Genomic DNA, 25,855 nt, shown 5'->3' on the forward strand with positions numbered 1-25,855 from the left:
TTGGTGTGAGGAAAGCTTTAGTAGTCTTAATGCTACTCGCGGTGGTGGCAATCTTCGCGGCAGAAAAGTACGTGTGGTTTGACGAAAACACACCGTACCTGGGTTCGGACGCCACGGGAAAGTACGGCGGAAGGATCGTTGTGGCAGCGTTGGGCGGCCCAAGGACGATGAACTACACGGTCGCAAAAGAGACGAGCTCGACAGATGTCATCGCACTGTTCATGGGCTACGGTGGAACTTTGGTGGAACTTGACAACTACGCGAGATTGCATCCATGCATTGCAAAGCGGTGCGAAGTCGAACTCACAGACGAGGGTAAGATGATCATCACGTTCTGGTTGAGAGAAGGCATCAAGTGGTCGGATGGTCAACCGTTCACCGCAGATGACTTCGTCTTCACAGTCAACGATGTTTACTGCAATCCCGATATCCCGAGCAGCACTCAGGACGTCATCAAAGATTCTCAGGGTAGGTTGCCGAGAGCCGAAAAAATCGACGATTACACGGTCAGGGTGATCTACGAAGAACCAAACCGCTTGGCCGTGAGGTACATCGGTGGTCTGTACATCTGGCCCAAGCACATCGCCGAGCAGTGGGTCAAGGATGGCACGTTCCGAGAGAAGTGGACCGTCGAAGCGATCAACAACAAAGAATTGGTTGGCCTTGGACCGTTCATACCTGTGGAGTACGTGCCGGATCAGTACATCAGGGCAGTGAGAAACCCGTACTACTGGAAGAAGGATGCGAACGGAAATCAACTGCCTTACTTGGACGAGTTCGTCTTCAAGATTCTGCCGGATCTCAACGCGATCAAACTCGCTTTCGAGAACGGCGAAATCGATATCTACGGTGTGACCGCACAGTTCTATCCAGAGATCAAGGCGAAGGCGAAGGAGAAGAACTGGATCGTCGGAACTGGCGGACCGACGTACGGAACGACGTTCATCACCTTCAACTGGAACCACGACGATCCCGTGAAGAGATCCTGGTTCAGGAACGAATACTTCAGAAAAGCCGTTGCATACGCCATGGACAAAGAGGCCATGATCGACACACTCCTGGCGGGCCTTGGTATCGCACAGTGGGGTCCCGTGTCTGTGCTGTCACCCTTCTACAACGAAGATGCTCTGAGGAAGTATCCGTACGATCTGGATTATGCGCGCATGATGCTGCAACTGGGAGGCTTCAGCTGGGATAAGGATGGCAACTTGATCGATGCCGATGGTAACAAGGTCGAGTTCATCCTCTCCACGAACGCTGGAAACATCGTCCGAGAGGGTATGTGCAACATCATCAGAGAAGAGCTCGGAAAACTTGGGATCAAAGTCACTTTTGTGCCGCTCGACTTCAACCTGTTGGTCAACAAGATGCTGAACACCACCGACTGGGAAGCGATCGTCATAGGCTTGACCGGTTCGGACGAGCCACAGGGTGGAAGGAACGTCTGGGCACAGAAAGGAACACTCCACTTCTGGAATTACCATCCGGAAGCGGCACCCGGAGGTCAGATCAAGCCCGAGATCTACGAAGCACCAGATTGGGAATTGGAGATCGACAGAATCTTCGCAGAGAACATCAAGATTCTCGATCAGAAGAAGGTCTACGAAATGTTCTCGAGATTCCAAGAACTCGTCTCCGAGCATTTGCCACTCATTTACACGGTGCAGCAACTGTACCTCTACGCTCACAAGGCCGATCTGAACATCATCGATCCAAATGCCTTCGGTGGAATGCTCTGGACGTTGCCTTGGATCTACTGGAAGAAGTGAACTTTCGGGGGGCTCTTGCCCCCCATTGACCAATGAGGTGATGAGTTGTGCTGAAATACATCGCAAGGAGATTGATCATAGCGATACCTGAGTTGTTAATCATCTCCTTTATGGTCTTCATGATCATGGAAGCAGCTCCAGGAGATTTCTTGGATCAGTACAAGCTCGATCCATCGATGTCGAAAGAAACGCTTGAGGCGATGAGGAAAGAGCTGGGATTGGATCAACATCCACTTGTCAGATACTTCAAGTGGCTGTCGGGAGCCGTCAGAGGTAATTTCGGATATTCTTTCTACTACAGACGGCCGGTCTCGAAGCTCATCTGGGAGCGCGTGGCGGCAACACTCACCTTGTCGCTCACTTCGCTCGCTGGTTCATGGATCTTGGGTGTTGCGCTCGGTACGTTTGCGGCACTGAAGAAGTACTCGCTCGCAGACAAGATACTCACCGTCTTCGCGTTCAGTTTCATCGCAGTTCCATCTTTCTTTCTGGGTCTGCTGCTCTTGTACCTTGCAGCTCGCACGGGATGGTTCCCCATCGGTGGCATGATCTCGATTGATCACAACACCATGACCACGTGGCAGAGATTCAAAGATCTTCTGTGGCACATGACGTTGCCAGCGACGGCTCTGACGCTCGGTTCGATGGCGGGCCTCATGAGATACATGCGCGGTTCGCTTTTGGACGTTCTGAACGAAGATTATGTGACCTTCGCACGTGCGAAAGGGATGCCCGAGCGAATAGTCGTGTTCAAGCACGCGATGAGAAACGCGATCAACCCGATGATCACCTTCCTTGGTTTCAGTATATCTGGTATCCTCGGAGGTTCACTGTTCATAGAAAACATATTCGCTTGGCCTGGGATGGGCAGGCTCATATACCAGGCCTTGATACAGAAAGACCTTTATCTGGTGATCACCAGCGGTCTCATAAGCGCCGTGCTCTTGGTCGTGGGTAATCTGGTGGCAGACATCCTCTTGGCGCTCGTCGATCCGCGAGTTCGTCTGACTTGAGGAGGTAGCGGCGGTGGCTCAGAACAACAATCAGATGGATTTTCAAGAAAAGTATCTCAGCAGAGGTCAACTCATCTGGAGAGCATTTCTCAAACATAAGCTCGGTGTTGGAGCGCTCGTGGTGCTGATAGTTCTCTACCTCATGGCCTTGTTCGCAGATTTCTTGTCTCCCTACAATCCCGCAGAACAATCTTTGAGACATACGTACTCGCCCCCAACGAAGGTTTACAGGACTTACAAAGGTCAGAGGACGAAACCTTACGTGCTTCCGTCGATGAGTTACGTCGACAAGATCACATACGAAAGGACGTACAAGGAAATGCTCTTTCCGCGAAGGCTCGTCATTGAAAAGGCTGATGGTACGAGAATGACGTACGAACTTGGAAAAGACGGCGTCGAATCGTTCAAATTCTCTGTGAACAGAGTTGAGAGCATAAAGGTGAACGGTCAGTGGTACGACGTCAAAAAGAGTCCTGCCATCACCGATTACTTCCTGTTCAACTACAACGAAAACGTTTTGAACAAAGGTGTTTCGCGTTTCGAGACGACTTCCGCCGTGGCACAGGAAATGTTTTTCAAGACATACAAGGATAGGTTCGGTTTGACGAGCGAGTACGATGTGGAAGCCGTAGCGGTGACGGAAATTCTCGACAGCATCGTTATCAAGAAAGATGGAAAGTTCGAAATGATCAAGGGTAAGGTGGTCGACTACGATTACAAAACCTACCCGATCAAATGGTTCATCAAAAGCTGGACAGGAAAGTTGCTTTGGCTCTTTCCATCGAAGTTGCACCTTTTCGGTGTCGACAATTACGACAACAATCAATTCGTGAAGTTTTACATAATGGGTGCCGATCTGTTCGGGAGGGACGTCTTTTCGAGGATAGTCTTCGCCTCAAGGATCTCCCTATCCATCGGCTTGATAGGTGTCTTCATCACGATCGCGTTCGCCTTGGTGTTCGGAGGTATATCCGGTTACTACGGTGGTCTGGTGGACGAGGCGTTCATGAGGTTCGCCGAGATCATCATGTCGATACCAGGTTTCTATCTCATGATCATGCTGAGAGCCGTCTTACCGCTCGATCTACCATCCACGCAAATCTATTTGCTCATCGTGTTCATCCTCTCGTTCATAGGTTGGGCTGGGACTTCCCGTGTCATAAGAGGTTTGGTGCTCTCGATAAGAGAAAGAGAATTCGTGGAGGCAGCCGTCGCGATAGGATTATCCAACTGGAAAGTACTCACAAGACATGTGCTTCCCAACACGACAACGTACCTGATCGTCAACGCAACGTTGAGGATACCTGGTTACATACTCGGTGAAGCGGGCTTGAGCTTTTTGGGATTGGGTATAAGAGAACCACAGGCGTCTTGGGGATTGATGCTCGCTCAGGCGCAGGACGTGTACGTGATAACGAGAGCATCCTGGCTTTTGATACCAGGTGTGTTCATCTTCGTGACGGTTCTCGCGTTCAACTTTGTGGGAGACGCTCTGAGAGACGCATTGGATCCAAGGTCCTTAGGTTGAGATACTTTCCCGAACAAACTTTTTCGAATAGTCTATTATGTCGCCCGCACCAACGAACAGATACACTGTGTTCGGTGCGGGTTTTACTTTCATCAGTAGCTCTTCAGGTGATGGAACATACTCAGCCTTCTTGCCGTGATTTTTCAGGCCATCCACGATCATTCGTGCGGAAACGTTCGGAAGAACCTGCTCAAATGCGCCGTAGACCTCTGTAACATAAATTTCATCTGCGTCCATCAAAGCCTTGGCGAAGTTTCCGTCCTCTCTGGCGAGCCTCGTGTAGCGATGGGGTTGAAAGATCATCACCTGCTTCAATCCGGTGAAAACTTCACGCGATGTTCGAATCAACCAAGCGATCTCGTCAGGTGTGTGCGCATAGTCATCCACCACGTATATGTTCTTCGACTCATCGATCGTTGTGACGCTGAACCTTCTGTATGTGCCAACGAAGCTCGACAACGCCTTGACCGCGTCTGCGGGGTTGAACCCTGCAGCCCACAGCAAAGTCACAACCGCCATTGCGTTCAAGACGTTGTGAAGACCGGGAACTCTCAATCTCAACTTGTGAGTCTTCCCATCCAGTCTGATCGTTGCAAGTTGTTCAAACCGTTCGACCTTTCTGTCCAGAAGAACACAAGTTCCCTCGTTCAAACCAAACGTGTGATGACCCAGATGCGAAGTCAACCGATCCTCACGAAAGGTGACAACGTTCTGCGCAGATTCTGCCAATTTTTCGAAGCACGACATATAGTAAGATTCATCGCCATGGAAGTTCTCCAGATGGTCTCTTCTGGCATTCGTGATTATGAGGTGCGTTGGATGGAAGGAAGAAAAACTCGGTTGACTCTCATCCAGTTCGTAAACGAAGGGCCCGCTTCCCTTCCTGTAGTTTCCAAACTCGAGCGAGGGGTTCATGCCACCTAAGAACACCGTCGGATCTGCACCAATCGCCTTCAGGACGTGTGCGAGCATTGCGGTGGTCGTGGTCTTACCGTCAGAGCCTGTTACCGCAAACTGAGTTGAGCTTTCAACGAGCTGTCTGAGCAGTTCGAAACGCGTGACGATACGAACGTTCTCTTCCTGTGCTCTCAACAATTCAGGGTTGTTCGCACTGACCGCGGGTGTGTGGACTAAGAGTTCTGGATTGAGCCAGTTCTCACGAGTGTGTCCCAAGAAAATCTTCACACCGAGTCTCTCAAGAACCTCTGTGTGCTCGTTTCTGCTTATATCCGAACCGTACACATCATGTCCCATCAAATGACAATGTATCGCCAAAGAACTCATTCCCACACCGCCAATTCCAACGAAGTGAATTCTCATAGGCATTCCTCCAAAATAATTTTTGCGATCGTATCGGCAGGATTCGTTTCCTTTTCGGGCAATTTTCCTAACCCGATGGCCACCTCAATGGCTTCGAGAACCCTCCTTGGTGTTGCCTCGCTCTCTCTCACGATCACACCACGACCAATCTTCGCAACGAACTCTGCGTTTCGAACTTGATGGCCCTCAGCGGCTCCTTCCCAAGGTATGAGAACCGCTGGAACACCGTAATGGAGCAACTCGCTGATCGTCAGGGCACCCGCACGGCAAACAACGGCGATTGCGCCTCGCCAGGCCGAGGGCATGTCGTAGATGTAGTCTAAGGCAAGAACGTTGTCGAAGATCGAAAGCCTCTTGGTCCAGACAGGATCACCCGTACCATGAACAAACTTCAGGTTTTTCTCTTCTCGGTAGATCTTCTCCATGACCGTGTTGATCAGATCACTCCCCCTGCTTCCCCCGAACACCAGCACGTAACCTTCTCCAAAAACGCCACGGTTCACGTTGCTGACTCTTATCGGGTTTCCCGTAACAACTATTCTGTTTCTCACAGACCTTGGAAAGTTGATGATCGCCTCTTCGAAGCCAACAAATATTTTCTTCGCGTACCTGCTGAGCGACCTGTTCGCCAGACCTGGCACAACGTTCTGTTCCTGGATGTAAAGAGGTATTCTTTTCTTTCCGCAAACCAAACCGAGCGGGTACGACACATAACCGCCCGTGACGAGACAACAGTTCGATCCGTCGGTTTCCGAAGCTATGATACTCTTAGTCCTGAGAATTTTCAATACCCTTTTCACGTTCGTTGGCTTGAAGATAGGTCTTTCGAGCCCTTGCACATCCAACTTCACGAGCTTGTACTCCGGATGTTCAGCAGGAACTATCTTGTTCTCGATACCCCTCGGTGTACAGAAGTAAACCACTTTCAGCTTCACGTGTTTCGAAAGCTCCTCCAAGATGGCCAACGCAGGATACAGATGCCCACCCGTACCACCACCAGCAGCCAGAACCTTCACTTGGTCTCACTCCCGCTGGTTGCCATGTTGATCACAACACCGAGACTCGCCATCATCATAGCTAAAGAACTGCCGCCGTAACTGACGAACGGCAGCGTCACGCCCGTGACAGGAAGCGTGCCCGAAGTTACCCCGAGGTTCACCAAGACCTGGACCATGATGAGTAAAGCGAGGCCAGAAACGAACGCCGTGACAAACGTGTCGCTCGACGACTCCACCAGCTTGAGCATCGTCCAAACGAGCAAGAAGAACAGCAGTACCACACCCACAATGCCAATCAAGCCGAGTTCTTCGCCTATGGCAGCGAATATGAAATCAGTGACAACGGCCGGTACGGACAGCTTCACCTCGCCAAGTCCTACACCTTTGCCGAGGAAACCACCTTCTCTGAAAGCCCTCACAGCCTGCAGAACCTGTTCGGGTAGATCCCCCGAGAAGAACGCCTTCAGTCGCGACAGTTGATAACCCTTAAGCAGAATTCCAAACTTCTCCGCTATGAAGAAGAGGAGTGCCATCGAACCGAATGTCGAAAGAAGATAGAGAAGCCTACCACCGTGCGAGTACAACATCAAAAGCACGACCAGAAGGATGATGAGTGAACTGCTCAGGTCCGGTTCGAAGGCTATCAAAAGCAGTACAGGTAATACGAGAAGCAGAGGTTTCAAAAAGCCATGGATGAAACTGTTCAACTTCTCCCTGCGCTTTTTCATGTAAGCTGCGCAGCAAACGATCGTTGCGAACTTGGCGAACTCGGAAGGTTGAAAACTGAAACCTGGTAGCAAAATCCATCTGCGCGAGCCGGCCACGGGCGGAAGGGTGTACGGGATCAAAAGAAGAAACAACGCCAACACGTAATAGAACCAAGCGTACCTTTCGTGGTATCTATAATCAACAAAACACGTAATGATCATCAGGACAACACCTATGGAGAGTTTTGTCACATGCGAACGAAAGATGTCGCGTGCGACACCACCGTACAGGTTCATTTGCGCGGAAACTTCAAGACTTGAGATGACTATCAACCCCACGGCGATCAGAACGGCCGTGATGATCAAAAGCGCCAAGGCGTGGCTTGGCACTATGCGCCCTCCTTCAAAGATTCTACCACCCGGACAAAGTGTTCCCCACGCTCAGCGTAGTTCGCGTACAGATCAAAACTTGCCGCGGCAGGACTCAGCAGAACAATATCGCCTCGACTGGCCCTCCTAAAGGCTTCGAAGACAGCTTCTTCCATGTTCTCGACGACGCGAAATGGTACGTTCGACGCCCGCAGAAGTGGGGTGATGAGGGCAGTAATTTCACCGAAGACCACAACGAACTTGACCTTTTTTTTGACCTGACCAACGAGGGCGTCGTAGTTTTCGTTCTTGCCTCTGCCCGTGAGGATCAGCACAACCTTACCGTCCTGGTAATTCTGGAGTGCGGCGATCGTCGCGGCAGCGCTCGTCGATTTGGAGTCGTCCACGAAGTGAACTTCGTCTATGATTGCAACCAGCTGCATCCTGTGCTGCGGCGGCGTGAAGTCTTCGAGCGCTTCAAGAACCATTCTTGGTTCAAAACCGAGTGATTCCAGCACCGTGAGAACCGCCGAAAGGTTCTGCAGGTTCTGGTGGGTCTTGAGAAACCCATTTCGCAATGGATAGATCTGGCCGTGAAATTCCACTTGATGCTCGTTAACAAGATGCATTGTGGAAAAACCGACCACGTCCGTCCATCTTTTATTGATGAATTTTCGACAGCTTTCGTGCGAGAACCTTTTTCCGGCGAACGTGAACAGTTTGAGCTTGCTTTCGACGTAGTGCTCAAAACTCGGGTGCCAATCCAGATGGTTCGGCTCTATGTTCAGGATAACTCCAACATCGATCGGCAAACTCTTTGACCAAAACAATTGGAAACTGCTGATTTCCAGCACGAGATAGTCGAGCTGTTCGTCACGAACGTTGGCGATAGGGTTTCCAATGTTACCGGCAACGATTATTCTCTTGCCAAGCTTCGTCAACACGTGCTCAAACATGTGACAGGTGGTCGTCTTGCCGTTCGTGCCTGTGACAGCCACGATGAAACCAGGCTTCTTGATATTCAATACAACATCGAGATCTGTCAAGGTTTTCTCACGTGCCCTTGAAACGATGGGATGATCGGGCTTGACAGAAGGACTGACCACGATCCAGTCGGCTTTCAGAACACGTTCGGTGTTTCCGTTGTCTTCAAATTCAACGTGCATTTCATCAAGATCTCGCCTGTCCTGTTCGCTCAAAGCCTTTGCTTCACTAACGAAGACTCTGTGTCCCATTTCAACCAGCATTTTGCAGAGAGATCTGTTGCTGACACCGTAACCCATGAGCGCGTAGAACAGTCGTGACACCTCCACGTTGAATTATACTTCTCAGCTGGCAAAAAATCGAGACTTTGCGCTGGAAAGCAATAATTTACCACTGATTAATCTTTTTGCCAGATCTTAAACGCTGCGTCTATAATATTCGTTGTGGAGAGGAGGGTGCGTTATGAACAGTATCGTTGAGAAAATCATCGAGAGTGGTATAGTAGCGGTCATCAGGGTGGACAGTCCTGCCAGGGCGATCGAAGTTTGCAGAGCGTGCAAGGAAGGCGGAATCGTTGCCATCGAAGTGACCTTCAGTGTTCCCAGAGCCGTTGAAGTCATCAGTCAGCTTTCGAAAGAGTTGGGTGATGAGATCTTGCTCGGTGCAGGTACGGTCCTCGATCCTTACACTGCAAAGATCGCGATCGAGGCTGGTGCAAGGTACATCGTGGCTCCCAACCTGTCCGAAGAAACTGCGTTGTTGTGCAACAAACATCGCATACCTTATATCCCGGGTGCACTCACACCGACTGAGATCGTCAAGGCACTCGAGGTCGGCTGTGAGTTGATCAAATTGTTCCCAGCTTCCGCAGTCGGACCGAGTTACATCAAGGCCATTCATGGTCCTCTCCCACAGGCGAAACTCATGCCAACAGGTGGTGTAGAGCTTGAAAACGTCAAGGAATGGATCAAAGCAGGAGCAGCTGCAGTTGGTGTGGGCGGAGGATTGACGAAGGGAAGTAAGGAAGAGATCACAGACAGGGCGAGACGTTTTGTGGAACTCATCAAGCAAGCCAGAAGTGAAATAGCCGGGAGGTGAGTGTGGTGAGAAGAGCGCTGCTTTTGGTGTTGCTGACAGCCGTTATGCTCTCAGTCTTCGCAGCGAATTATCCACGAAAACCTGTCACGATAATCTGTCCATGGGGTGCTGGTGGAGGAACTGACAGATTGGCGAGGTTCCTCGCAGATGAACTATCGAAGAAACTTAGTCAACCCTTCACCGTTGTGAACAGAACCGGTGGGGGAGGAGCTGTGGGTCATGCCGCAGGTGCCTACGCCGCACCGGATGGTTACACTCTGACACTGGTGACACTCGAGATTGCAACGATGCACTGGATGGGTCTGACCGAGCTGACCTTCGAAGCCTTCGATTACATCGCACAGGTGAATGAAGATCCTGCGGGAGTCATCGTCAAGGCCGACGCACCATGGAAAACGTTGCACGATCTGTTGAAGGATATCAAGGCGAACCCTGGCAAGTATCTCTTCTCCGGTACCGCGGCTGGAGGCATATGGGACCTCGCCAGGATAGGCATGCTCGACGCCGCTGGAATCTCTCCGGACGCAGTCACGTGGGTACCGACGACGGGAGCCGCGCAAGGTTTGGTTGAACTGCTCGGAGGACACGTACACGTTGTGACGTGTTCCATAGCCGAGGCAGTGTCTCAAATTCAGAGCGGTCAAGCTCGGGCGCTTGCCGTGATGGCGGACGAGCGTCACCCCATGTTCCCAGATGTACCAACTTTGAAAGAACTCGGCATAAACTGGACCGCCGGTACGTGGAGAGGCATCGCGGTACCGAAAGGAACACCCAGCGAGATCAAGAAAATTCTTGAAGATGCCATAATCGAGATAGCGAACAGCGAATCTTTCAAAAATTTCATGCAGACGAACGGGTTCGGCATAAAGATCAGAAGAGGCCAGGAGTTCTACGAATTCGTCAAACAGCAGGACCAAGCCTGGAAAAAAGTGCTCGAACTTGGAGGGTACTTGCAAAAATGACAGCGATGGCCCTCAAGGGCCATCGCTTCTTTGAGGGGTAGGTGAAGATGTCGATCGCCGATTTGATCTTGGGATTCGTGTTGGTCTTCATCTCTTTCTTCGTGCTGTTGTACAGTCGAAAGTTCCCGCGTTTCGTGGTGAGAGGGGTTCGCTTACCTGGTCCCAGTTTTTTTCCACGCATTCTTGCGGTGCTGTTGTTGATCTTCGCTGCCTACATGTTCGTGGAGTATTTCCTTCTCCGAAAGAGGAAAACCTCCGACGAGAAATATCCTGTTGATGCAAAGAGCCTTTTGAACCTTCTTTGGATTTCTCTCATGGTTCTTTTCTTCTTTCCGCTGGCCAACTTGATAGGAACGTTCGTTGCCTTGATCACGCTGTCGTTCCTTTTGATGGTCGTGTTGAAATCGAAATGGTATGAGGCTTTGGTCTTCTCACTCAGCGTGTCTTTGATCGTTCATCTCGTTTTCAGTGTCGTCTTCAAGATCCCATTGCCTGTGGGAGTTCTTTTCGCAAAGCTGAGGTGAAACAGATGCAGCTCTTCACCGTGTTGAAACCAGATGTGTTGTTTCCTCTGTTGCTGTCCATGTTCTTCGGGATCTTCGTTGGAGCCATACCAGGCCTGACCGCAACGATGGCCGTGGCTCTCATCATACCCGTAACCTACTACATGAAGCCGATCGCGGGGCTCGCCATGGTCTTGGGAGTTTCCTTCACCGCCATCTTCGCCGGTGACATACCCGCCACCTTCTTGAGGATTCCGGGCACTCCTGCGTCCGGTGCGGCGATCCTCGATGGTTTTGAACTGAGTAAGAAGGGGAAAGGATCGCTGGCGCTCATGCTCGATCTTTTTTGTTCCGCACTTGGGGGTTTGATAGGTGTTATCATACTCATAACGGTTTCGCCACCACTGGCGAAATTCGCTTTGAAGTTCACGCACTTCGAGTACTTTTGGCTCGGTATCTTCGGACTCAGCATGGCTGCCGTTTTGAGCAGGGGCAACACCGTCAAGGGATTGATGTCGGCCACACTCGGTTTGTTGATCTCCACGATCGGCATAGACGTGACCACAGGTTATCCGAGGTTCACCTTCGGTGTCACGGATTTGATGGACGGTGTGAGTTTCATACCTGCGATGATCGGTTTGTTTGGACTTTCAGAAGTCTTCAAGAGAGTCACCGAAAAGAGTCAGCTCCAACTGTCCGCGGTCTCGGAAGTGGTGAAGCCGAATCTAAAAGAGACATTCAAACACATATGGAAGCACAAGTTCACACTCATCCGTGGTGCTCTGATAGGCACCTTCATAGGCGCCTTACCGGGTGCCGGTGCGGACGTTGCGGCGTGGGTTTCGTACGGCGTCGAAAAGAACGTGTCGAAAGACGAAGAACTGGGTATGGGCAGCGTGCGCGGTGTCATCGCTCCTACGAGCGCAAACAACGCAGCAATTGGAGGAACCTGGATTCCTGCACTCGTGTTTGGTCTGCCCGGTGACTCGATCACCGCGATCGTTCTTGGTGCGATGCTCATGTACGGTCTCAGGCCAGGTCCGATGATCTTCACCCAGTCCAAAGACCTCGTCACACAGCTTTTCACAGTCGCAGTCTTGATACAGATTCTGTTGCTACCGATAGGCTGGCTTGGGATAAAAGCTTTTTCACTCTTCGTGAAGCTCAAAACCAGCCTCGTGATGGTCGCGGTGACGGTTTTCTGCATCATAGGTTCTTACGCTCTGAGGAACAGCGTCTTCGACGTTTATGTGATGTTCGTCTTCGGTCTCATAGGTTATGCCTTCGAAAAGTTGAGAATCCCCCTTGCGCCAATGATTTTGGGTTTGATCCTTGGCAGGACAGTCGAAGACAATCTGAGGGTTGGTCTGATCAAGACGAAGGGAAGCTTCCTTCCGTTCTTGAGTCGCCCCATATCACTAATGCTGTTCGTGATGATAGTTCTGGTGTTGATCGTTCCACCGTTGACAAAAATCCTTTCGAGGAAGAAAGTATAATTTTTAGCGGAGGGAGATTTGTTGAAGACGGCCGCCGTCTTGACGATAGGCAGCGAAATCGTTGAAGGCATCATTCTCAACACGAATGCCCAGTACATCTGTCAAAGGCTTGCTGAGAACGGTTACAGGGTGAACAGAGTGGTCAGCGTGGACGACGAGGAAGATTCCATCAAAGGAGAGGTTCAACGTTTGCTTGCTTCTTGCGATGTGCTCGTGTTGTGCGGAGGTCTGGGGCCGACCGAAGACGACAAGACGCGTGAGGCGGTTGCCAAGGCGTTGTCACGAAGGTTGATTCTGGACGAGAGTATCAGAGAGAAAATCCACGAAAGAGTTTCACGATATTACAATAATCTTCCCAGGAACTTGGACAAGCAAGCTTTTGTCATCGAGAACGCGCAGATCGTTCCAAACCCTGTAGGCACGGCACCCGGTCAGTTGATCGATTTTGAAGGCAAGAAGATCGTGCTCTTGCCGGGACCTCCACAAGAGATGAGGCCGATGTTGGACAGCGTGCTTGAGAAGCTGAAAACAGAACAAGATTTCAAAACTATCAAGATGCTCTTCTTCGCCGTGCCTGAGTCAGTTTTGGACCAGTTCATGACAGACACCTCGGTGAAGGGTTGTGTGAAGATCGCCACACAGGCATCTTTCAGTGAAGGCGTGTGGGTGAGGCTCACGGCGCCTCTGGATTGTTTTGCTGAAGCTGAGAATCTTGCGCAGAGACTCGTTGAGAAGTTCCAACGTAACTTCGTAGGTTACGGTGACACGAGTGTTGAAAGGGCGCTGTTCGAGGAACTGGAAAAAAGGAACCTCACGTTCTCAGTTGCAGAATCTTGTACCGGTGGGCTTGTCAGCGCCAAGATCGTGTCGGTTTCTGGGGCTTCGAGAGTCTTCGTTGGGGGTGTCGTTGCGTACGACAACAGTGTGAAAATGAGGATACTCAACGTTCGAGAGGAAACGCTGAAACGCTTTGGAGCGGTGAGCGAGCAGTGTGTTGTTGAAATGGCTCATGGAATCAAGGAGCTGACCCGCAGCGATTTAGCTGTTTCCGTTTCCGGTATCGCTGGACCAACGGGGGGCACTCAGGAAAAGCCCGTTGGCACGGCGTACTTCTGCGTCACGGACGGTAAGAGAGACAGCGTCGAAAAAATCTTCTATCCACAAGAAAGAAACATCTTCAGATCGAGGATCGCCACGCACGCTTTGTATTTGTTGTTGATCCGCTTGCGTGGTATGATATAGTTTGACAAAGCCAGCCAGGAGGAATCCGTATGAACGAACAATATCTCAGCATTTTCATCGATGAGAGTAGAGAGTACGTCCAGAGTTTGAATGAATCGTTGTTGAAACTCGAGAAGAATCCTCGTGATGAAGAGACGGTGAACGAAACTTTCAGGATCCTTCACACCCTCAAAGGCATGGCGGGCACCATGGGCTTCGAACGCATGGCCAAGCTCACCCACAGGATGGAACAACTTCTGGACAAGGTGAGATCGAAAAAGATCGCACTGACGAGCGACCTGCTCGATCGGTTGTTTGCTGGTGTTGACATGGTAGATAAGATGGTCAACAACATCGCCTCGGGTGGGAACGACCAAGTGAACGAGGAGGATCTGAAAAGTTTGATGGACGCGTTCGAAGTGGTACAAGAGGAGAAGGTTGAAGAACAAAAGGTTCAGTCGGAAACGAAGAAGGAATCTGTCGATGTTGAAGATTCAGTGATGAAGGTCATCCAGGAAGCCTCGAAGGAAGGTTACAGTGCCTTCAAAGTCAGGGTTACACTCGCCGAGGGAACGATCATGAAGGCCGTGAGGATGTACATGGTGTTCAAGGCGATAGAGGATTCCGGTGGTCAGATCTTGAGCAGCGTTCCACCCGTCGAGGATATAGAACAGGAGAAGTTTGACAGGGAAGTCGAGCTCGTGGTCATCGCGAAGCAGGATGCAGAATCGTTGCACAAGATGATTGCTTCCATATCTGAAATAGAGAAGGTCACGGTGATGACCATAGCGAAAGTTCAGGAGAGGTTGAAGGAAGAAGAAAAAGAAAGAGAAGTAGAGAAGAAAGAAGTGCATGAGGAAGCAAAGATCGCGGAAGAGAAGGCGCAAGAACAAAAGATCTCCCAGAAGAGGAGACTCGTTCAAACGGTTCGCGTGGACATCGACAAGCTCGACACGTTGATGAACCTCATGGGGGAACTCGTCATATCGAGGAGCAGGATCTCCGACATTCTCAGAAAGTACAACATAAAGGAAGTCGACGAGAGCCTCTCGCAACTGAATCGAATAACGCTCGATCTGCAGAACGTTGTGATGAAGATCAGGATGGTTCCCATCGCCTTCGTCTTCAACAGGTTCCCCAGGATGGTCAGAGATCTTGCAAAACAGCTTTCGAAAGAGATAAACTTCGTCATCGAGGGTGAAGACACCGAACTCGACAGAACGTTCGTCGAGGATATCGGAGAACCTCTCGTGCACTTACTGAGGAACGCGATAGATCATGGTATAGAGACGAAGGAAGAACGCATCGCAAAGGGTAAACCTCCCGTTGGTACGGTTGTGCTCTCCGCCAGACACGAAGGTAACAACGTCGTGATCGAAGTGAAGGATGATGGTAGGGGTATCGACAGAGCAACGGTGCTCAAGAAGGCGATAGAAAAAGGGCTCATCAGTGAAGCTCAAGCCGAGAACCTCTCGGATGAGAAAGTTTACGAATTTCTGTTCCTGCCAGGTTTCTCAACGCGGTCCAACGCCACGGAGTTGTCTGGCAGGGGCGTGGGCATGGATGTTGTCAAGAACGTGGTCGAATCTCTGAACGGAACGGTAAAGATAGAGAGCGTCAAAGACAGAGGAACAACTGTCACGATAAGACTACCGTTGACACTCGCGATAATCCAGGCGCTTTTGGTCACGGTGAACAAGCACGTTTACGCCATTCCGATCGCCAACATAGACAGCACGTTGAACGTTCCTGCCAACAAGATACAGAAGCTCCAAGACAAGCTCGTTACGGTCATACGTGGCGAGATAGTTCCACTGGTGAAACTGTGGGAAGTGTTTGGACTCAATGGGCACAAGGAAGAGCAGTATTACAACACGGTCATCGTTCGCATGGGAAACAGGAAGTACGGTTTGGTCGTTGACTCGTTGATAGGTCAGGAAGACATAGTGATAAAGTCGCTCGGAAAGATCTTCAACGACGTGAGAATATTCAGTGGTGGTGCAATACTCGGTGATGGAAGCATAGCCTTGATACTCGATGTTTCAAACATCGTCTGAGGAGGGAGACCATGGCTGAGCTTTCAGAATTCGAAGTCTTCGTCTTCGGTGTGGGTGGTCAGGAGATGGCTTTCGATGTGGAACACGTGAGCATCGTCATAGAGAAGACTGACATCACCCCCGTACCTCGTGCGAAGAAGAATGTGCTTGGGGTGATGAACCTGAGGGGTCGCATCGTTCCGGTTATCGATCTCGCTTCCATGCTCGGTCTGTCCTGCAAGGACAGTGCGGAGGGAAAGATCGTGGTGGTGAACTATGAAGACATCGAGACGGGTTTTCTTGTAGAGAAGGTCAGAGGTGTGATGAGGGTCAAAAGCGAGGATGTCGAAAAGATGCACAAATTCGACAGTTTTGGTGAGAAGTCGAAGGGAATCATAAAGAAGCAAGAAGAGTTGATAATTCATCTGAGCGTGGGCAAAATACTTGAGGAGTTGACAATGTCTTCGTAAGAACGTTTTGGGGAGGTAAACGGAATGGCGAAGAGAGTGCTCATAGTGGATGACGCCGCTTTCATGCGGATGCTCCTGAAAGACATAATCACGAAGGCCGGATACGAGGTGGCGGGGGAAGCGGCGAACGGTGTCGAGGCCGTGGAAAAGTACAAGGAATTGAAGCCAGACGTGGTCACGATGGACATAACGATGCCCGAGATGGACGGTATCACGGCGATCAAGAAGATCAGAGAGATCGATCCAAACGCCAAGATCATCGTGTGCAGTGCGATGGGTCAGCAAGCCATGGTGATCGAAGCGATACAAGCGGGTGCAAAGGACTTCATCGTGAAACCTTTCCAGCACAGCAGGGTGATCGAGGCTCTACAGAAATTGAGCTGAGGATGTGAGAAGCATAAGCAAGTTGATAGTGCAGTTTCTCCTCGCCCTTGGCATTCTGATAGGTTTGCTGTATGTGATGTACATCTTTGTGAGAAAGCGTGTTCCTTTCGTCGCCTCAAGGGATGTACAGGTGCTTCAGAGGCACTACATAGATAGGAACACTTCTATAGTCTTGGTCAAGGTCCTTGATGAATATTATTATCTGCTCCTTTCACATTCCAGCTCCAGTGTCTTGAAGAAGCTCTCAGAGCAAGAGGTAGCTCACTTGGAAGTCAGGGAACCTTTTTCGAAGATCCTTTTCAAGAGGCTCTCCAAGATGCGAGGTCAGGATAAGGAAGAGAAAGAATGAAAAAGAGATGGCTCGTTTTGGCGTTGCTTCTGCTCGTGAGCCTATCTTTCGCACAAGAGGAGGTCCCTTTCCCTTCCATAAGCATAAGAGTGAACCCACCACAGAACCAGCGCGATCTGGTCGTCACTTTGGAGATTCTTCTCATACTGACCGTCCTCACACTCGCACCGAGCATACTGGTTTTGTTCACGTCCTTCACACGTATCATAGTGGTTTTCTCTTTTTTGAGAAACGCGCTCGGCACCAGACAGACCCCACCCAACCAGGTGCTTGTGGGTCTTGCGCTGTTTCTCACCTTCTTCATTATGCAGCCGGTCTGGAACGACATATACAACGATGCGCTCACGCCCTATCTGAACGGGAAGATAGGCTATCAAGAGATGTTCGATCGAACGATGAACCGCGTGAGGCAGTTCATGATCAACGAGCTGAAAAACCACCACAACGAAGACAACGTTTTTTTGCTGGCCTCGAGTGTTGGAAGCAAGTTCGATAAAGTCGAGGATGCTCCAAACAGTGTGATCATACCTGCATTTGTCCTCGGAGAGCTGGAGATTGGCTTCAAGATGGGCATCTTGCTCTACGTACCGTTCATCGTGATCGACATGGTCGTCGCCAGCGTCCTACTGTCGATGGGTATGATCATGATACCTCCGGTGCTGGTCTCTTTACCTTTCAAGGTCTTGCTCTTCATAGCGGTGAACGGTTGGGACCTCTTGGTCAGTGGTTTGATCAAGAGTTTCGCGAGGTGATCGACTTGACCGTGGATGTCTTCGTGGATGTCATGAAGGAGGGCATCGAACTCATCCTTATCTTGATAACTCCACCGCTGTTGGTGAGTCTGATCGCTGGGCTCATCATAGGAGTCTTGCAAGCCGCCACGCAGATTCATGAGCAAACCTTGACCTTCGCTCCAAAGATCATTTTGACCTTCCTTACGATCATGCTGCTTGGATCTTGGATGCTGCAAAAACTGGTCGAGTACATGCAACAGATCCTTGAGAAGTTCATGGGGATGATCTGACCTGAATCTGTACGAGTTCGTCCAAGAAAAGTTCTTGGTGTGGGCCTTGGCGTTGACCAGAATCGCAGGCATGTTCACAGTGGCACCTTTTTTTGGGGATTGGTTCTTGCCGTTGCAGGCAAAAGTGTCGCTCACGGTACTGTTGAGTTGGTTGATTAGCCCCATCCTGCAGCAGAGTATACCTTTGGACACACCTGTTCTGACCTTGGTGCTCAGCATGCTGAACAACTATCTGTACGGCCTCGTGATAGGTTTCTTGGCACTCTTACCGCTCGCGGGGCTCAGTTTGGCTGGTGAAGTCTTCGGCACTCAGATGGGATTCGCCATGTCTTCGCTGTTCGATCCACAGCGCGAGGAAGTTCCACTGCATGGAGAACTGCTGTACACCATAGGTTTGTTCGTTCTTGTGACCATAAAAGGACACTTGCTGGTCTATCAAGCAATCGTTGATTCCTTCAAACATTTTTCACTCACGGCTTCGCTCTCAGGACTGAGCTTCATGGACGTGCTCATCGATAAAGCCTCGGAGAGCTTGGTTGTTGCACTCAAGTTTGGTATGCCGCTGATCGGCTTCATGCTGATAGTTTCGGTGGCGCTCGGTATCCTTTCTCGCTTGGTTCCACAGATGAACGTGTTCATGGTGGGCTTGCCTTTGAAGGTGCTCGTTGGTATGCTCTTGATGGCGGGAATGATAGGTGTATGGGCACAGATGAGCGCAAGTTTGGCCGAAAAGACCGTCAATTTCATAGAGTTCTTCCTGAGTCGCTGAGGATCGACCTACAGCTCTTCGCCGATCCAGACAGAACCGAGAAACCCACTCCCAGACGGAGAAGGAAGGCCAGAGAAGAAGGACAAGTTGCCGTATCACGCGAGCTCAACATGGCCTTGAGTTTCTTTGCGGCGGCGATCATTCTGAGACTGATCCTGCCTCAACTCAGCAGGTCCTTGGCGAACACGTCCACGTTTTTTCTGGCACTCGATCCGATGGATTCAGAAACGCTCTTGAGTCACATTTTCCAGCTCTTCAAAGATCCTTTGATTCTCTTGATCCTTCTCATGGGTCTCGTCGCTTTGGTTGGAATAATTGCGGGCGCTCTGCAGACCAAGTTCTTGTTCTCCTTCAAACCTCTGAAGTTGGACTTGAACAGGATCAATCCGATCGAAGGACTCAAAAGGATGTTCTCTTTGCGGAATCTCTTTGAACTCTTCAAGGCGTTCGTCAAACTTGTGATCGTGGGTTACGTGTCTTACGTCGTGATCAGACAGCGCTACAGGGAGTTGCCTAATCTCACGGACCTCGAGCCAAGCGAGTCCATCCGGTACCTTGCTGATTTGATCTACGCCTTGCTGCTTCGATGTGCGATAGCGATTCTGGCCTTAGCCTTGCTGGACTATCTCTTTCAAAGATGGGAGTTCGAAAAAAGCTTGCGCATGACCAGACAGGAACTTAAGGAAGAGTTCAAAGAGGTTGAAGGCAATCCCGAGGTGAAGAGACGACAGCGCGAGATCATGATGAGGCTCGCGCGGGGAAGGATGCTTCAGAAGGTCCCGGAGGCCGACGTCGTCATAACAAACCCAACGCACATCGCTGTCGCTCTGCAGTACGATTCTGAACAGATGGAAGCTCCCGAGGTCGTGGCGAAGGGAGCGGATGAACTCGCCAGAAGGATCGTCGAGATCGCTACTAACAACAACGTGCCCATCGTTCGTAACCCGCAGGTTGCTTGGGAACTCTACAGAACCTGTGAGGTCGGAGATCAGATCCCACCGACTCTTTACAGGGCCGTCGCAGAAATCCTCGCGTACGTGTACTCGCTGAGATGAAATGCTTGCTATAATTTGATGTTAAGGGAGCGAAAGTGTGAAGGGCTTAGATGTTTTTGTTGCCGTCGCGGTCGTTGCGATCGTTCTTTTGATGATCATTCCGATACCGGATTTCGCGCTGGACTTTTTCCAGCTGCTCAACATCGCACTGTCGATGATCGTTCTGCTCTCGTCGATGTACGTCAGACATGCGCTCGACATGTCGTCCTTCCCCACGCTCTTGCTCATAATCACCCTGTTCAGGTTGGCGTTGAACGTGGCCTCGACGAGGCTGATACTCCTTGAAGGAGAGAAGTTCGGCGGTAGGGTCATAAGGACGTTCGGAGAGTTCGTCGTCAAGGGCGACTACATCGTTGGGCTCGTGATCTTCCTCATACTGGTTATCATTCAGTTCATCGTGATAACGCGCGGTGCCGAGCGCATAGCGGAAGTCGCGGCAAGGTTCACGCTGGACGCAATGCCCGGAAAGCAAATGAGTGTTGATGCGGATCTGAACGCGGGTCTGATCACCGAGGAAGAGGCACGAAAACGAAGAGAGCTCATAAGGCGCGAGGCGGACTTTTACGGCGCGATGGACGGTGCTTCGAAGTTCGTGAGGGGAGACGCCATCGCGAGCATCATAATCGTGCTTGTGAACATAATCGGAGGAATCCTGATAGGTGTTTTGAAGCACAATTTGAGCTTTGCGCAGGCGGCACAGGTTTACGCATTACTCACCGTGGGAGACGGCCTCGTGACACAGATTCCAGCCTTGCTCGTTTCAACTGCCACGGGCATATTGGTCTCGCGTGCCGCTGCCAAGGAGAACCTCGGCCAAGACCTTGTGAAGGAACTTTCGAGCGAAAGAAAGGTGATAACCATAACTGGGTTCATACTCTTGTTCTTAGGATTGGCCACACCGTTGCCAATCACCGCCTCGATCATAGGTGCTGCGTTCCTTGCTCTGGCTTTCTATTCCTCGAGGGTCGCGCCGAAACAAGTTGCACCGGCTCCAGCCGGTGCACCCGCTGCTCCTGCGCCGTCGAAGCCGATCTTGACGACACCTCAGGAGATCGCCGAAGTGATCCAGAGTGACACCGTGGAAGTCGAGATAGGTTACGGACTGATCCCCTTGGCAGATCCATCTCAGGGTGGAGATCTCTTGGAGAGGATCGCGATGGTTCGAAAACAGATCGCGTACGATTTGGGATTGGTCGTGTCGCCCATCAGAGTTCGAGACAGCGTGCTTTTGAAACCCAACGAGTATCTCATAAGAATCAGGGGCGCGGAGGTGGCACGCTACGAACTGATACCCAACAGGTTGCTCGCGATCAATCCAGGCACTGCGACCGAGAAGGTGACGGGCATCGCGGTGAAGGAACCTGCCTTCGGTCTTCAAGCCTTCTGGATAGACTCCTCGCGCAAGGAGGAGGCAACGAGGTTAGGTTACACGGTGGTCGACCCACCAACGGTTTTCATAACTCATTTGACGGAGACTTTGAAGCGAAACGCAGCTGATCTGCTCGGTTCGAGAGAGTTCAACATGCTGCTCGACGGTTTGAGAGAGAAGTTCCCACAGTTGGTGAACGATCTGATACCCTCTATCCTAAAGGCCACCGATGTGAAGAAGATCTTGCAGCGACTACTCAACGAGGGTGTGAGCATCAGGAACCTGCCGTTGATATTCGAAACGTTACTCGAGTACGCAGAGAAATCCACAGACTTGGTCTATCTGACTGAACAGGTGAGAAGGGCTTTGAAGAGACAGATCGTTCAGTCTCTGACCAGTGAGGATGGTAAACTCCACGCTGTGGCGCTCGACGGGGAACTCGAAAAAAGGCTTGTCGAATCTCTTCAAGACGTCGCTGGCGAGAAAAGGATCGTGCTGAACCCGCAGATACTGAGAGAGATCATGGAGAACCTATCGAAACAGCTTGAAACACTTATGAAAAAAAGGTTTTTCCCCCTCGTTGTTTGTTCTGGTGCGATAAGGCCGTACTTAGCCCAACTTGTCAAAAGATTCCTGCCGAATGTGCCCGTCATCGCCTATGAAGAGGTTCCTGAAGATCGTGTGCTTCAAGTTGAGGGTGTGGTGAGGCTGTGAAGATGAAGAAGTACATCGTCAACGATATAAAGGAAGCGCTCGAGCAAATAAAGAAAGATCTTGGTGAGGACGCCATCATACTCAGTACGCGCAGCGTCAAGAAGGGTGGCTTCCTCGGAATAGGTGCCAAAAGATACCTCGAAGTGACCGCCGTCTGTGAAGACAAAGAACAGGAGAAGACTGAGAGCAGTGAAGTTTATAAGCTGCAAGAACTGCTCGTGAAGAACAGAGAAAAAAGGCAGGAGGAAGAGATCAGGGAACTCAAGCAGATGTTGCAAGAGATGAAGCAGATGCTCGGTATGCAGAGGTTGAGCGACCTGCCGCAGAACCTTCAAAGGATACTGAAGGGCTTACAGGCTCAAGAGGTGGATCAAACGATTGCGGGCAAAATAGTTGAATATTTGAGGATAAGTTATGGGGACGTGAGCTTGGACGATTCTTTGCGACGGTCTTTGGCAGAGCATCTTTTGGCTTTCGTCAAAACCGAAGTACCAGCCTTGGAAGGCACAGTCCTCTTCAGTGGGCCAACGGGTGTCGGCAAGACCACGACGCTCGCAAAACTCGCTGCGAGATTGAAGATCGTTGAGAAGAAGCAGCTGGCCATCCTCACGCTGGACACCTACAGGATCGCGGCGACGGACCAGCTGAAAACCTACGCAACTATCATGGACATACCCATGAGGGTCGCTTACACGCCGAAAGAAGCAAAGATGGAACTCGATGCGATGAAGTCTTTCGACGTCGTGCTGATCGATACGGCTGGTAGGAGTCAGAACAACGATATGCAAATGAGCGAACTCAAAGCTCTGTTCGAGGTGATACAGCCAAACCTGGCTTTCTTGGTGATCAGTATGAATTCGAGGTTTTCAGACCTTAAGGACGTACTCGAGAGGTTCCAAGTCGCCAGACACACACATCTGATCCTCACGAAGATGGATGAGACACGAACCTTTGGACATCTCATCAACGCTCCGCTCATAGGTGGGATACCTGTCGCTTTCATCACCAACGGCCAGAGGGTACCTGAAGACATCGTGGAAGCGAACGCGAAGGACATCGCTCATCTTCTCTCGAGAGAGGTGTTGAGAATTGCCCAATCAAGCTGAGGGGCTTTACGGTTCTCGCGCAAGGATGGTGAGCGTCGCCAGTGGTAAGGGTGGAGTCGGCAAGACACTGGTTGCCGTCAACCTGTCCGTAGTTTTGCAGGAGCGTGGGCACAGGGTACTCCTCTTCGACACCGATGCAGGTTTTGCCAATGCGGAAATACTCATGGGTGTCACACCCAAGTTCACGCTGAAAGATTTTCTCAAAAAGAAGGTTGGTATAGAAGAGGTGATCTTCAGAACTCCGTACGGTGTGGACCTCATAAGCACGGGTATGGACGTGGAAGACCTCATCACTTTCAACGTGGAAGACAAAGGTAGGGTGGTGAACGAACTGAGAAAGATCGGAGAAGATTACGATTACATCATCTTCGACTTTCCGCCTGGCTTCAACGAACAGCTGGAGAGGTTTTACTTGAGCAGTGATCATGTGCTCGTCCTCACGGCGACTGAGCCAACTGCGCTGGTCAACGCTTACACCTTCGTCAAGATACTGGTCTTGAAAGGGCTCGAACCTGTCAGTTTCCACGTTGTGATGAACATGGTGAAGGATTTGAGGGAAGGCAGGAAAGTCGTCGAGAAGTTCAGCTCGGTGGTGAGCAAATTCGTCGGTGTGAACTTCGATTCGACGCATTTGATGAAGTTCGAACCTTTAGTCAGAGAAAGTGTCGCAAGGCAGATTCCTTTCGTGGTCCTCAAGAAGACCTCTCAACCATCGCTGGCTATACATGGTATCGCCGATAGGATAACGAACAAGATCGTTGCAAAGAAACTATCGTTCATAGAGAGAGTCAAACTCTTGTTCGGCATGGGATGAAGGTCAATGGCGGAATACGTGGTGAAGGTCAACGCAAAAGATGTGATCAAACCTGGCATGCCACTTGCGATAGACTTCGAAGACAAGAAGGGTGAGAAGTTGAAACTGAAGAGTAGTGTGCACGACACCTACTTCGACAGGGGTATACTCAAGATCGCGATGCCGAGTTACCAAGGCAGGTTCTTGCCACTGCCTCGTGGCGAATTCATTCGTGTGACGGTGATCGCTGACAAGGTAGTTTACGCGTTCAGCAGCCGCGTGCTAGATTATGGGAGAGATCAGGAATCGAACCTTCTGATCATGTACATCACTGTTCCAGAACAAGTGAACAGAGTTCAAAGGAGAAGATACGTTCGCATACCTTTAGTTTTGAGCGGAAGTTTCACGATCGAGAATGAAGAAGGAAAATATTCTTTCTTAACGAGGGATTTCAGCGCCGGTGGAATGTTGATGTGCACCTCGAAGTTTTTAAAGGTGGGACAGATCATCTATGTCGAACTGGATTTGACGGACTTGAGGCTTTCCAACCAAAGGTCGCAGATCGTTCGTTACGCTGGTCTGAACCAGACGACGGGCTTTCACGAGTACGGTGTACAGTTTTTGGATGTACCAGCCGAGCTTGAAAAAGCCTTAGTTTCTTACGTCTTCCAGCAAGAGATCAAACTGAGGAAGTTACGGGAGGAGGTGTAGAATGATCCTTTCAGAGAAGGAGCTCGATTTGCTCAAAGAAATTGGAAACATTGGGACTGGCAACGCAGCGACGGCTCTGTCGCAGCTGACGAACAAAAAGGTTGAGATCACTGTGCCCAAAGCCGAGGTTGTTCCGATATCTAAGATACCTTTCATATTCCCAGAACCTGAGGATCTCGTCGTGGGCGTGAGAATGTCGGTGCACGGTGATATCAACTTCGATGTCTTGCTCGTGTTGAACAGGTTGGCGGCGAAGAGGATCCTCCAAGATCTGTTAGGTTCACCCTGCGAGGATGTGACTCAGCTCGATGAACTTTCGCAGTCTGCGCTGAAGGAAGTCGGAAACATAATGTGTGGTTCTTACATAACCGCCCTCGCGGAATTCACGGGCTTGTACCTCGATCCTTTGCCACCAGATCTCATTGTGGATATGCTCGCGGCAATCATTTCTGAGGCTTTGTTGCCCACCGCATCTTACGAGGACAGTGCGATATACGTTGAGACCGAACTGAGCATAGAGGGTTTGCAAACCATCACCTCGTACATGTTGCTGATACCCGGAGAAAACAGCTTGGAAATAGTCTTCAAGAAGGTGGGACTCAGATGAACAAGAAGGTTGTCATCGGTATAGGAGAGCTCGCGGTCGAGCGCAATCCCGCCGTGATCATCACGCTCGGGCTTGGCTCTTGTGTCGGTGTGTGCATGAGAGATCCCGTTGCCAAGGTGGGAGGAATGGCACACGTGATGCTGCCCGACAGCGGTGGAAGAGACGTTCAGTTGCCTGGCAAGTACGCGGACACCGCGATCGCGGCGTTGATAGAAGGACTTCTTTCCTTGGGTGGATCCAAATCGAGACTCGAGGCAAAGATAGCCGGTGGAGCTTCGATGTTTGAAACTTCTGGGATGAACGTCGGTGCGAGGAACGTTGAGGCTGTGCGATACTGGTTGAAGTACCATCAAGTTCCGCTCAAGGCTGAAGACGTGGGAGGAAACAGAGCCAGAAGCATAGAATACAACATAGAGACTGGAAAACTGCTCGTGAGAAAAGTGGGAGGCGGAGAAACGATACAGGTGCTCGAAATCTGAGTGAGGCGGTGCAACGTGTAC

At 50.7% G+C, this 25,855-nt stretch carries 26 protein-coding genes; 22 read left to right on the plus strand and 4 right to left on the minus strand.

Annotation, left to right across the window (positions count from 1 at the left end):
• Positions 1-5 precede the first annotated feature (5 nt).
• Genes AJ81_RS00685 through AJ81_RS00695 form a run of 3 tightly spaced genes read left to right on the plus strand, consistent with a single transcriptional unit; the run spans position 6 to position 4,310 of the window.
• Positions 6-1,769 carry an ABC transporter substrate-binding protein gene (locus AJ81_RS00685; protein ID WP_031503135.1) on the plus strand — a complete coding sequence of 588 codons (1,764 nt, stop codon included), beginning with the start codon at positions 6-8 and terminating at the stop codon, positions 1,767-1,769.
• 47 nt (positions 1,770-1,816) lie between these two features.
• A complete protein-coding gene (locus tag AJ81_RS00690) occupies positions 1,817-2,782 on the plus strand; it encodes an ABC transporter permease (RefSeq protein ID WP_031503137.1) in 966 nt (321 codons plus the stop codon).
• Between the two features lie 34 nt (positions 2,783-2,816).
• Positions 2,817-4,310 carry an ABC transporter permease gene (locus AJ81_RS00695; RefSeq protein WP_051369020.1) on the plus strand — a complete coding sequence of 498 codons (1,494 nt, stop codon included), beginning with the start codon at positions 2,817-2,819 and terminating at the stop codon, positions 4,308-4,310.
• Here the strand turns inward: AJ81_RS00695 and murC are convergent.
• The 4 genes from murC to murD are packed head-to-tail and all read right to left on the minus strand — an operon-like array spanning position 4,302 to position 9,011.
• The gene (murC, locus tag AJ81_RS00700) at positions 4,302-5,630 is read right to left on the minus strand and encodes a UDP-N-acetylmuramate--L-alanine ligase (RefSeq protein WP_031503141.1); all 1,329 of its coding nucleotides are present in this window, start codon (positions 5,628-5,630) and stop codon (positions 4,302-4,304) included. The genes AJ81_RS00695 and murC overlap by 9 nt on opposite strands.
• Positions 5,627-6,646 (minus strand): UDP-N-acetylglucosamine--N-acetylmuramyl-(pentapeptide) pyrophosphoryl-undecaprenol N-acetylglucosamine transferase, encoded by a 1,020-nt coding sequence (locus AJ81_RS00705; protein WP_031503143.1) that lies wholly within the window; start codon positions 6,644-6,646, stop codon positions 5,627-5,629. The genes murC and AJ81_RS00705 overlap by 4 nt, the downstream gene beginning before the upstream one ends.
• The gene (locus AJ81_RS00710; RefSeq protein WP_051368883.1) at positions 6,643-7,725 is read right to left on the minus strand and encodes an FtsW/RodA/SpoVE family cell cycle protein; all 1,083 of its coding nucleotides are present in this window, start codon (positions 7,723-7,725) and stop codon (positions 6,643-6,645) included. The genes AJ81_RS00705 and AJ81_RS00710 overlap by 4 nt, the downstream gene beginning before the upstream one ends.
• A complete protein-coding gene (gene murD, locus AJ81_RS00715; RefSeq protein ID WP_231845420.1) occupies positions 7,725-9,011 on the minus strand; it encodes a UDP-N-acetylmuramoyl-L-alanine--D-glutamate ligase in 1,287 nt (428 codons plus the stop codon). The genes AJ81_RS00710 and murD overlap by 1 nt, the downstream gene beginning before the upstream one ends.
• A 139-nt stretch (positions 9,012-9,150) precedes the next feature.
• Between murD and AJ81_RS00720 the strand changes: the two genes are divergently transcribed.
• The 19 genes from AJ81_RS00720 to cheD are packed head-to-tail and all read left to right on the plus strand — an operon-like array spanning position 9,151 to position 25,834.
• Positions 9,151-9,786 (plus strand): bifunctional 4-hydroxy-2-oxoglutarate aldolase/2-dehydro-3-deoxy-phosphogluconate aldolase, encoded by a 636-nt coding sequence (locus AJ81_RS00720; protein ID WP_031503147.1) that lies wholly within the window; start codon positions 9,151-9,153, stop codon positions 9,784-9,786.
• 5 nt (positions 9,787-9,791) lie between these two features.
• Complete coding sequence (locus AJ81_RS00725; protein WP_038059629.1) at positions 9,792-10,748, plus strand: tripartite tricarboxylate transporter substrate binding protein; 957 nt, start codon at positions 9,792-9,794, stop codon at positions 10,746-10,748.
• Positions 10,749-10,795: 47 nt separating this feature from the next.
• Complete coding sequence (locus AJ81_RS00730; RefSeq protein WP_031503149.1) at positions 10,796-11,272, plus strand: tripartite tricarboxylate transporter TctB family protein; 477 nt, start codon at positions 10,796-10,798, stop codon at positions 11,270-11,272.
• Positions 11,273-11,277: 5 nt separating this feature from the next.
• Positions 11,278-12,747 carry a tripartite tricarboxylate transporter permease gene (locus AJ81_RS00735; protein WP_031503151.1) on the plus strand — a complete coding sequence of 490 codons (1,470 nt, stop codon included), beginning with the start codon at positions 11,278-11,280 and terminating at the stop codon, positions 12,745-12,747.
• A gap of 21 nt (positions 12,748-12,768) precedes the next feature.
• Positions 12,769-13,989: a CinA family nicotinamide mononucleotide deamidase-related protein gene (locus AJ81_RS00740; RefSeq protein ID WP_031503153.1), complete on the plus strand. Its 1,221-nt coding sequence runs from the start codon at positions 12,769-12,771 to the stop codon at positions 13,987-13,989.
• Between the two features lie 29 nt (positions 13,990-14,018).
• Complete coding sequence (locus AJ81_RS00745) at positions 14,019-16,025, plus strand: chemotaxis protein CheA (protein ID WP_031503155.1); 2,007 nt, start codon at positions 14,019-14,021, stop codon at positions 16,023-16,025.
• 11 nt (positions 16,026-16,036) lie between these two features.
• Positions 16,037-16,474 carry a chemotaxis protein CheW gene (locus AJ81_RS00750; RefSeq protein ID WP_031503157.1) on the plus strand — a complete coding sequence of 146 codons (438 nt, stop codon included), beginning with the start codon at positions 16,037-16,039 and terminating at the stop codon, positions 16,472-16,474.
• A 24-nt stretch (positions 16,475-16,498) separates the two neighbouring features.
• Complete coding sequence (gene cheY, locus AJ81_RS00755; RefSeq protein ID WP_031503161.1) at positions 16,499-16,858, plus strand: chemotaxis protein CheY; 360 nt, start codon at positions 16,499-16,501, stop codon at positions 16,856-16,858.
• 4 nt (positions 16,859-16,862) lie between these two features.
• The gene (locus AJ81_RS00760) at positions 16,863-17,207 is read left to right on the plus strand and encodes a flagellar biosynthetic protein FliO (protein WP_031503163.1); all 345 of its coding nucleotides are present in this window, start codon (positions 16,863-16,865) and stop codon (positions 17,205-17,207) included.
• Positions 17,204-17,959, plus strand: coding sequence for a flagellar type III secretion system pore protein FliP (fliP, locus tag AJ81_RS00765; protein WP_031503165.1), 756 nt, complete (start codon positions 17,204-17,206; stop codon positions 17,957-17,959). Before AJ81_RS00760 ends, fliP begins: the two co-directional genes overlap by 4 nt.
• Before the next feature lie 5 nt (positions 17,960-17,964).
• Positions 17,965-18,231 carry a flagellar biosynthesis protein FliQ gene (fliQ, locus tag AJ81_RS00770; protein ID WP_031503167.1) on the plus strand — a complete coding sequence of 89 codons (267 nt, stop codon included), beginning with the start codon at positions 17,965-17,967 and terminating at the stop codon, positions 18,229-18,231.
• 37 nt (positions 18,232-18,268) lie between these two features.
• Positions 18,269-19,000, plus strand: coding sequence for a flagellar biosynthetic protein FliR (gene fliR, locus AJ81_RS00775; protein WP_231845503.1), 732 nt, complete (start codon positions 18,269-18,271; stop codon positions 18,998-19,000).
• Positions 18,931-20,055, plus strand: coding sequence for a flagellar biosynthesis protein FlhB (gene flhB, locus AJ81_RS00780; protein WP_051368881.1), 1,125 nt, complete (start codon positions 18,931-18,933; stop codon positions 20,053-20,055). Before fliR ends, flhB begins: the two co-directional genes overlap by 70 nt.
• Positions 20,056-20,092: 37 nt before the next feature.
• Positions 20,093-22,138, plus strand: coding sequence for a flagellar biosynthesis protein FlhA (flhA, locus tag AJ81_RS00785; protein WP_031503174.1), 2,046 nt, complete (start codon positions 20,093-20,095; stop codon positions 22,136-22,138).
• Positions 22,135-23,244: a flagellar biosynthesis protein FlhF gene (flhF, locus tag AJ81_RS00790; protein ID WP_031503176.1), complete on the plus strand. Its 1,110-nt coding sequence runs from the start codon at positions 22,135-22,137 to the stop codon at positions 23,242-23,244. The genes flhA and flhF overlap by 4 nt, the downstream gene beginning before the upstream one ends.
• A complete protein-coding gene (locus tag AJ81_RS00795) occupies positions 23,228-24,058 on the plus strand; it encodes a MinD/ParA family protein (protein WP_031503178.1) in 831 nt (276 codons plus the stop codon). The genes flhF and AJ81_RS00795 overlap by 17 nt, the downstream gene beginning before the upstream one ends.
• Before the next feature lie 6 nt (positions 24,059-24,064).
• On the plus strand, positions 24,065-24,748 hold the full coding sequence (locus AJ81_RS00800) for a flagellar brake protein (protein ID WP_031503179.1): 684 nt from the start codon (positions 24,065-24,067) through the stop codon (positions 24,746-24,748).
• Between the two features lies 1 nt (position 24,749).
• On the plus strand, positions 24,750-25,355 hold the full coding sequence (gene cheC, locus AJ81_RS00805; RefSeq protein WP_031503180.1) for a CheY-P phosphatase CheC: 606 nt from the start codon (positions 24,750-24,752) through the stop codon (positions 25,353-25,355).
• The gene (gene cheD / locus AJ81_RS00810; RefSeq protein ID WP_031503181.1) at positions 25,352-25,834 is read left to right on the plus strand and encodes a chemoreceptor glutamine deamidase/glutamate methylesterase CheD; all 483 of its coding nucleotides are present in this window, start codon (positions 25,352-25,354) and stop codon (positions 25,832-25,834) included. The genes cheC and cheD overlap by 4 nt, the downstream gene beginning before the upstream one ends.
• Positions 25,835-25,855 lie beyond the last annotated feature (21 nt).

The organism is Pseudothermotoga hypogea DSM 11164 = NBRC 106472 (assembly GCF_000816145.1).
In the GTDB taxonomy this organism is placed as follows: domain Bacteria; phylum Thermotogota; class Thermotogae; order Thermotogales; family DSM-5069; genus Pseudothermotoga_A; species Pseudothermotoga_A hypogea.

Bases quoted from the DNA above. Each gene is read 5' to 3' on its own strand.
- AJ81_RS00750 (WP_031503157.1), top strand. From the start codon at position 16,037: ATGGCTGAGCTTTCAGAATTCGAAGTCTTCGTCTTCGGTGTGGGTGGT.
- fliP (WP_031503165.1), top strand. From the start codon at position 17,204: ATGAAAAAGAGATGGCTCGTTTTGGCGTTGCTTCTGCTCGTGAGCCTA.
- AJ81_RS00730 (WP_031503149.1), top strand. From the start codon at position 10,796: ATGTCGATCGCCGATTTGATCTTGGGATTCGTGTTGGTCTTCATCTCT.
- AJ81_RS00720 (WP_031503147.1), top strand. From the start codon at position 9,151: ATGAACAGTATCGTTGAGAAAATCATCGAGAGTGGTATAGTAGCGGTC.
- cheY (WP_031503161.1), top strand. From the start codon at position 16,499: ATGGCGAAGAGAGTGCTCATAGTGGATGACGCCGCTTTCATGCGGATG.
- AJ81_RS00735 (WP_031503151.1), top strand. From the start codon at position 11,278: ATGCAGCTCTTCACCGTGTTGAAACCAGATGTGTTGTTTCCTCTGTTG.
- cheC (WP_031503180.1), top strand. From the start codon at position 24,750: ATGATCCTTTCAGAGAAGGAGCTCGATTTGCTCAAAGAAATTGGAAAC.
- flhB (WP_051368881.1), top strand. From the start codon at position 18,931: ATGGGCACAGATGAGCGCAAGTTTGGCCGAAAAGACCGTCAATTTCAT.
- cheD (WP_031503181.1), top strand. From the start codon at position 25,352: ATGAACAAGAAGGTTGTCATCGGTATAGGAGAGCTCGCGGTCGAGCGC.
- AJ81_RS00695 (WP_051369020.1), top strand. From the start codon at position 2,817: ATGGATTTTCAAGAAAAGTATCTCAGCAGAGGTCAACTCATCTGGAGA.
- AJ81_RS00745 (WP_031503155.1), top strand. From the start codon at position 14,019: ATGAACGAACAATATCTCAGCATTTTCATCGATGAGAGTAGAGAGTAC.
- AJ81_RS00800 (WP_031503179.1), top strand. From the start codon at position 24,065: ATGGCGGAATACGTGGTGAAGGTCAACGCAAAAGATGTGATCAAACCT.
- murC (WP_031503141.1), bottom strand. From the start codon at position 5,630: ATGAGAATTCACTTCGTTGGAATTGGCGGTGTGGGAATGAGTTCTTTG.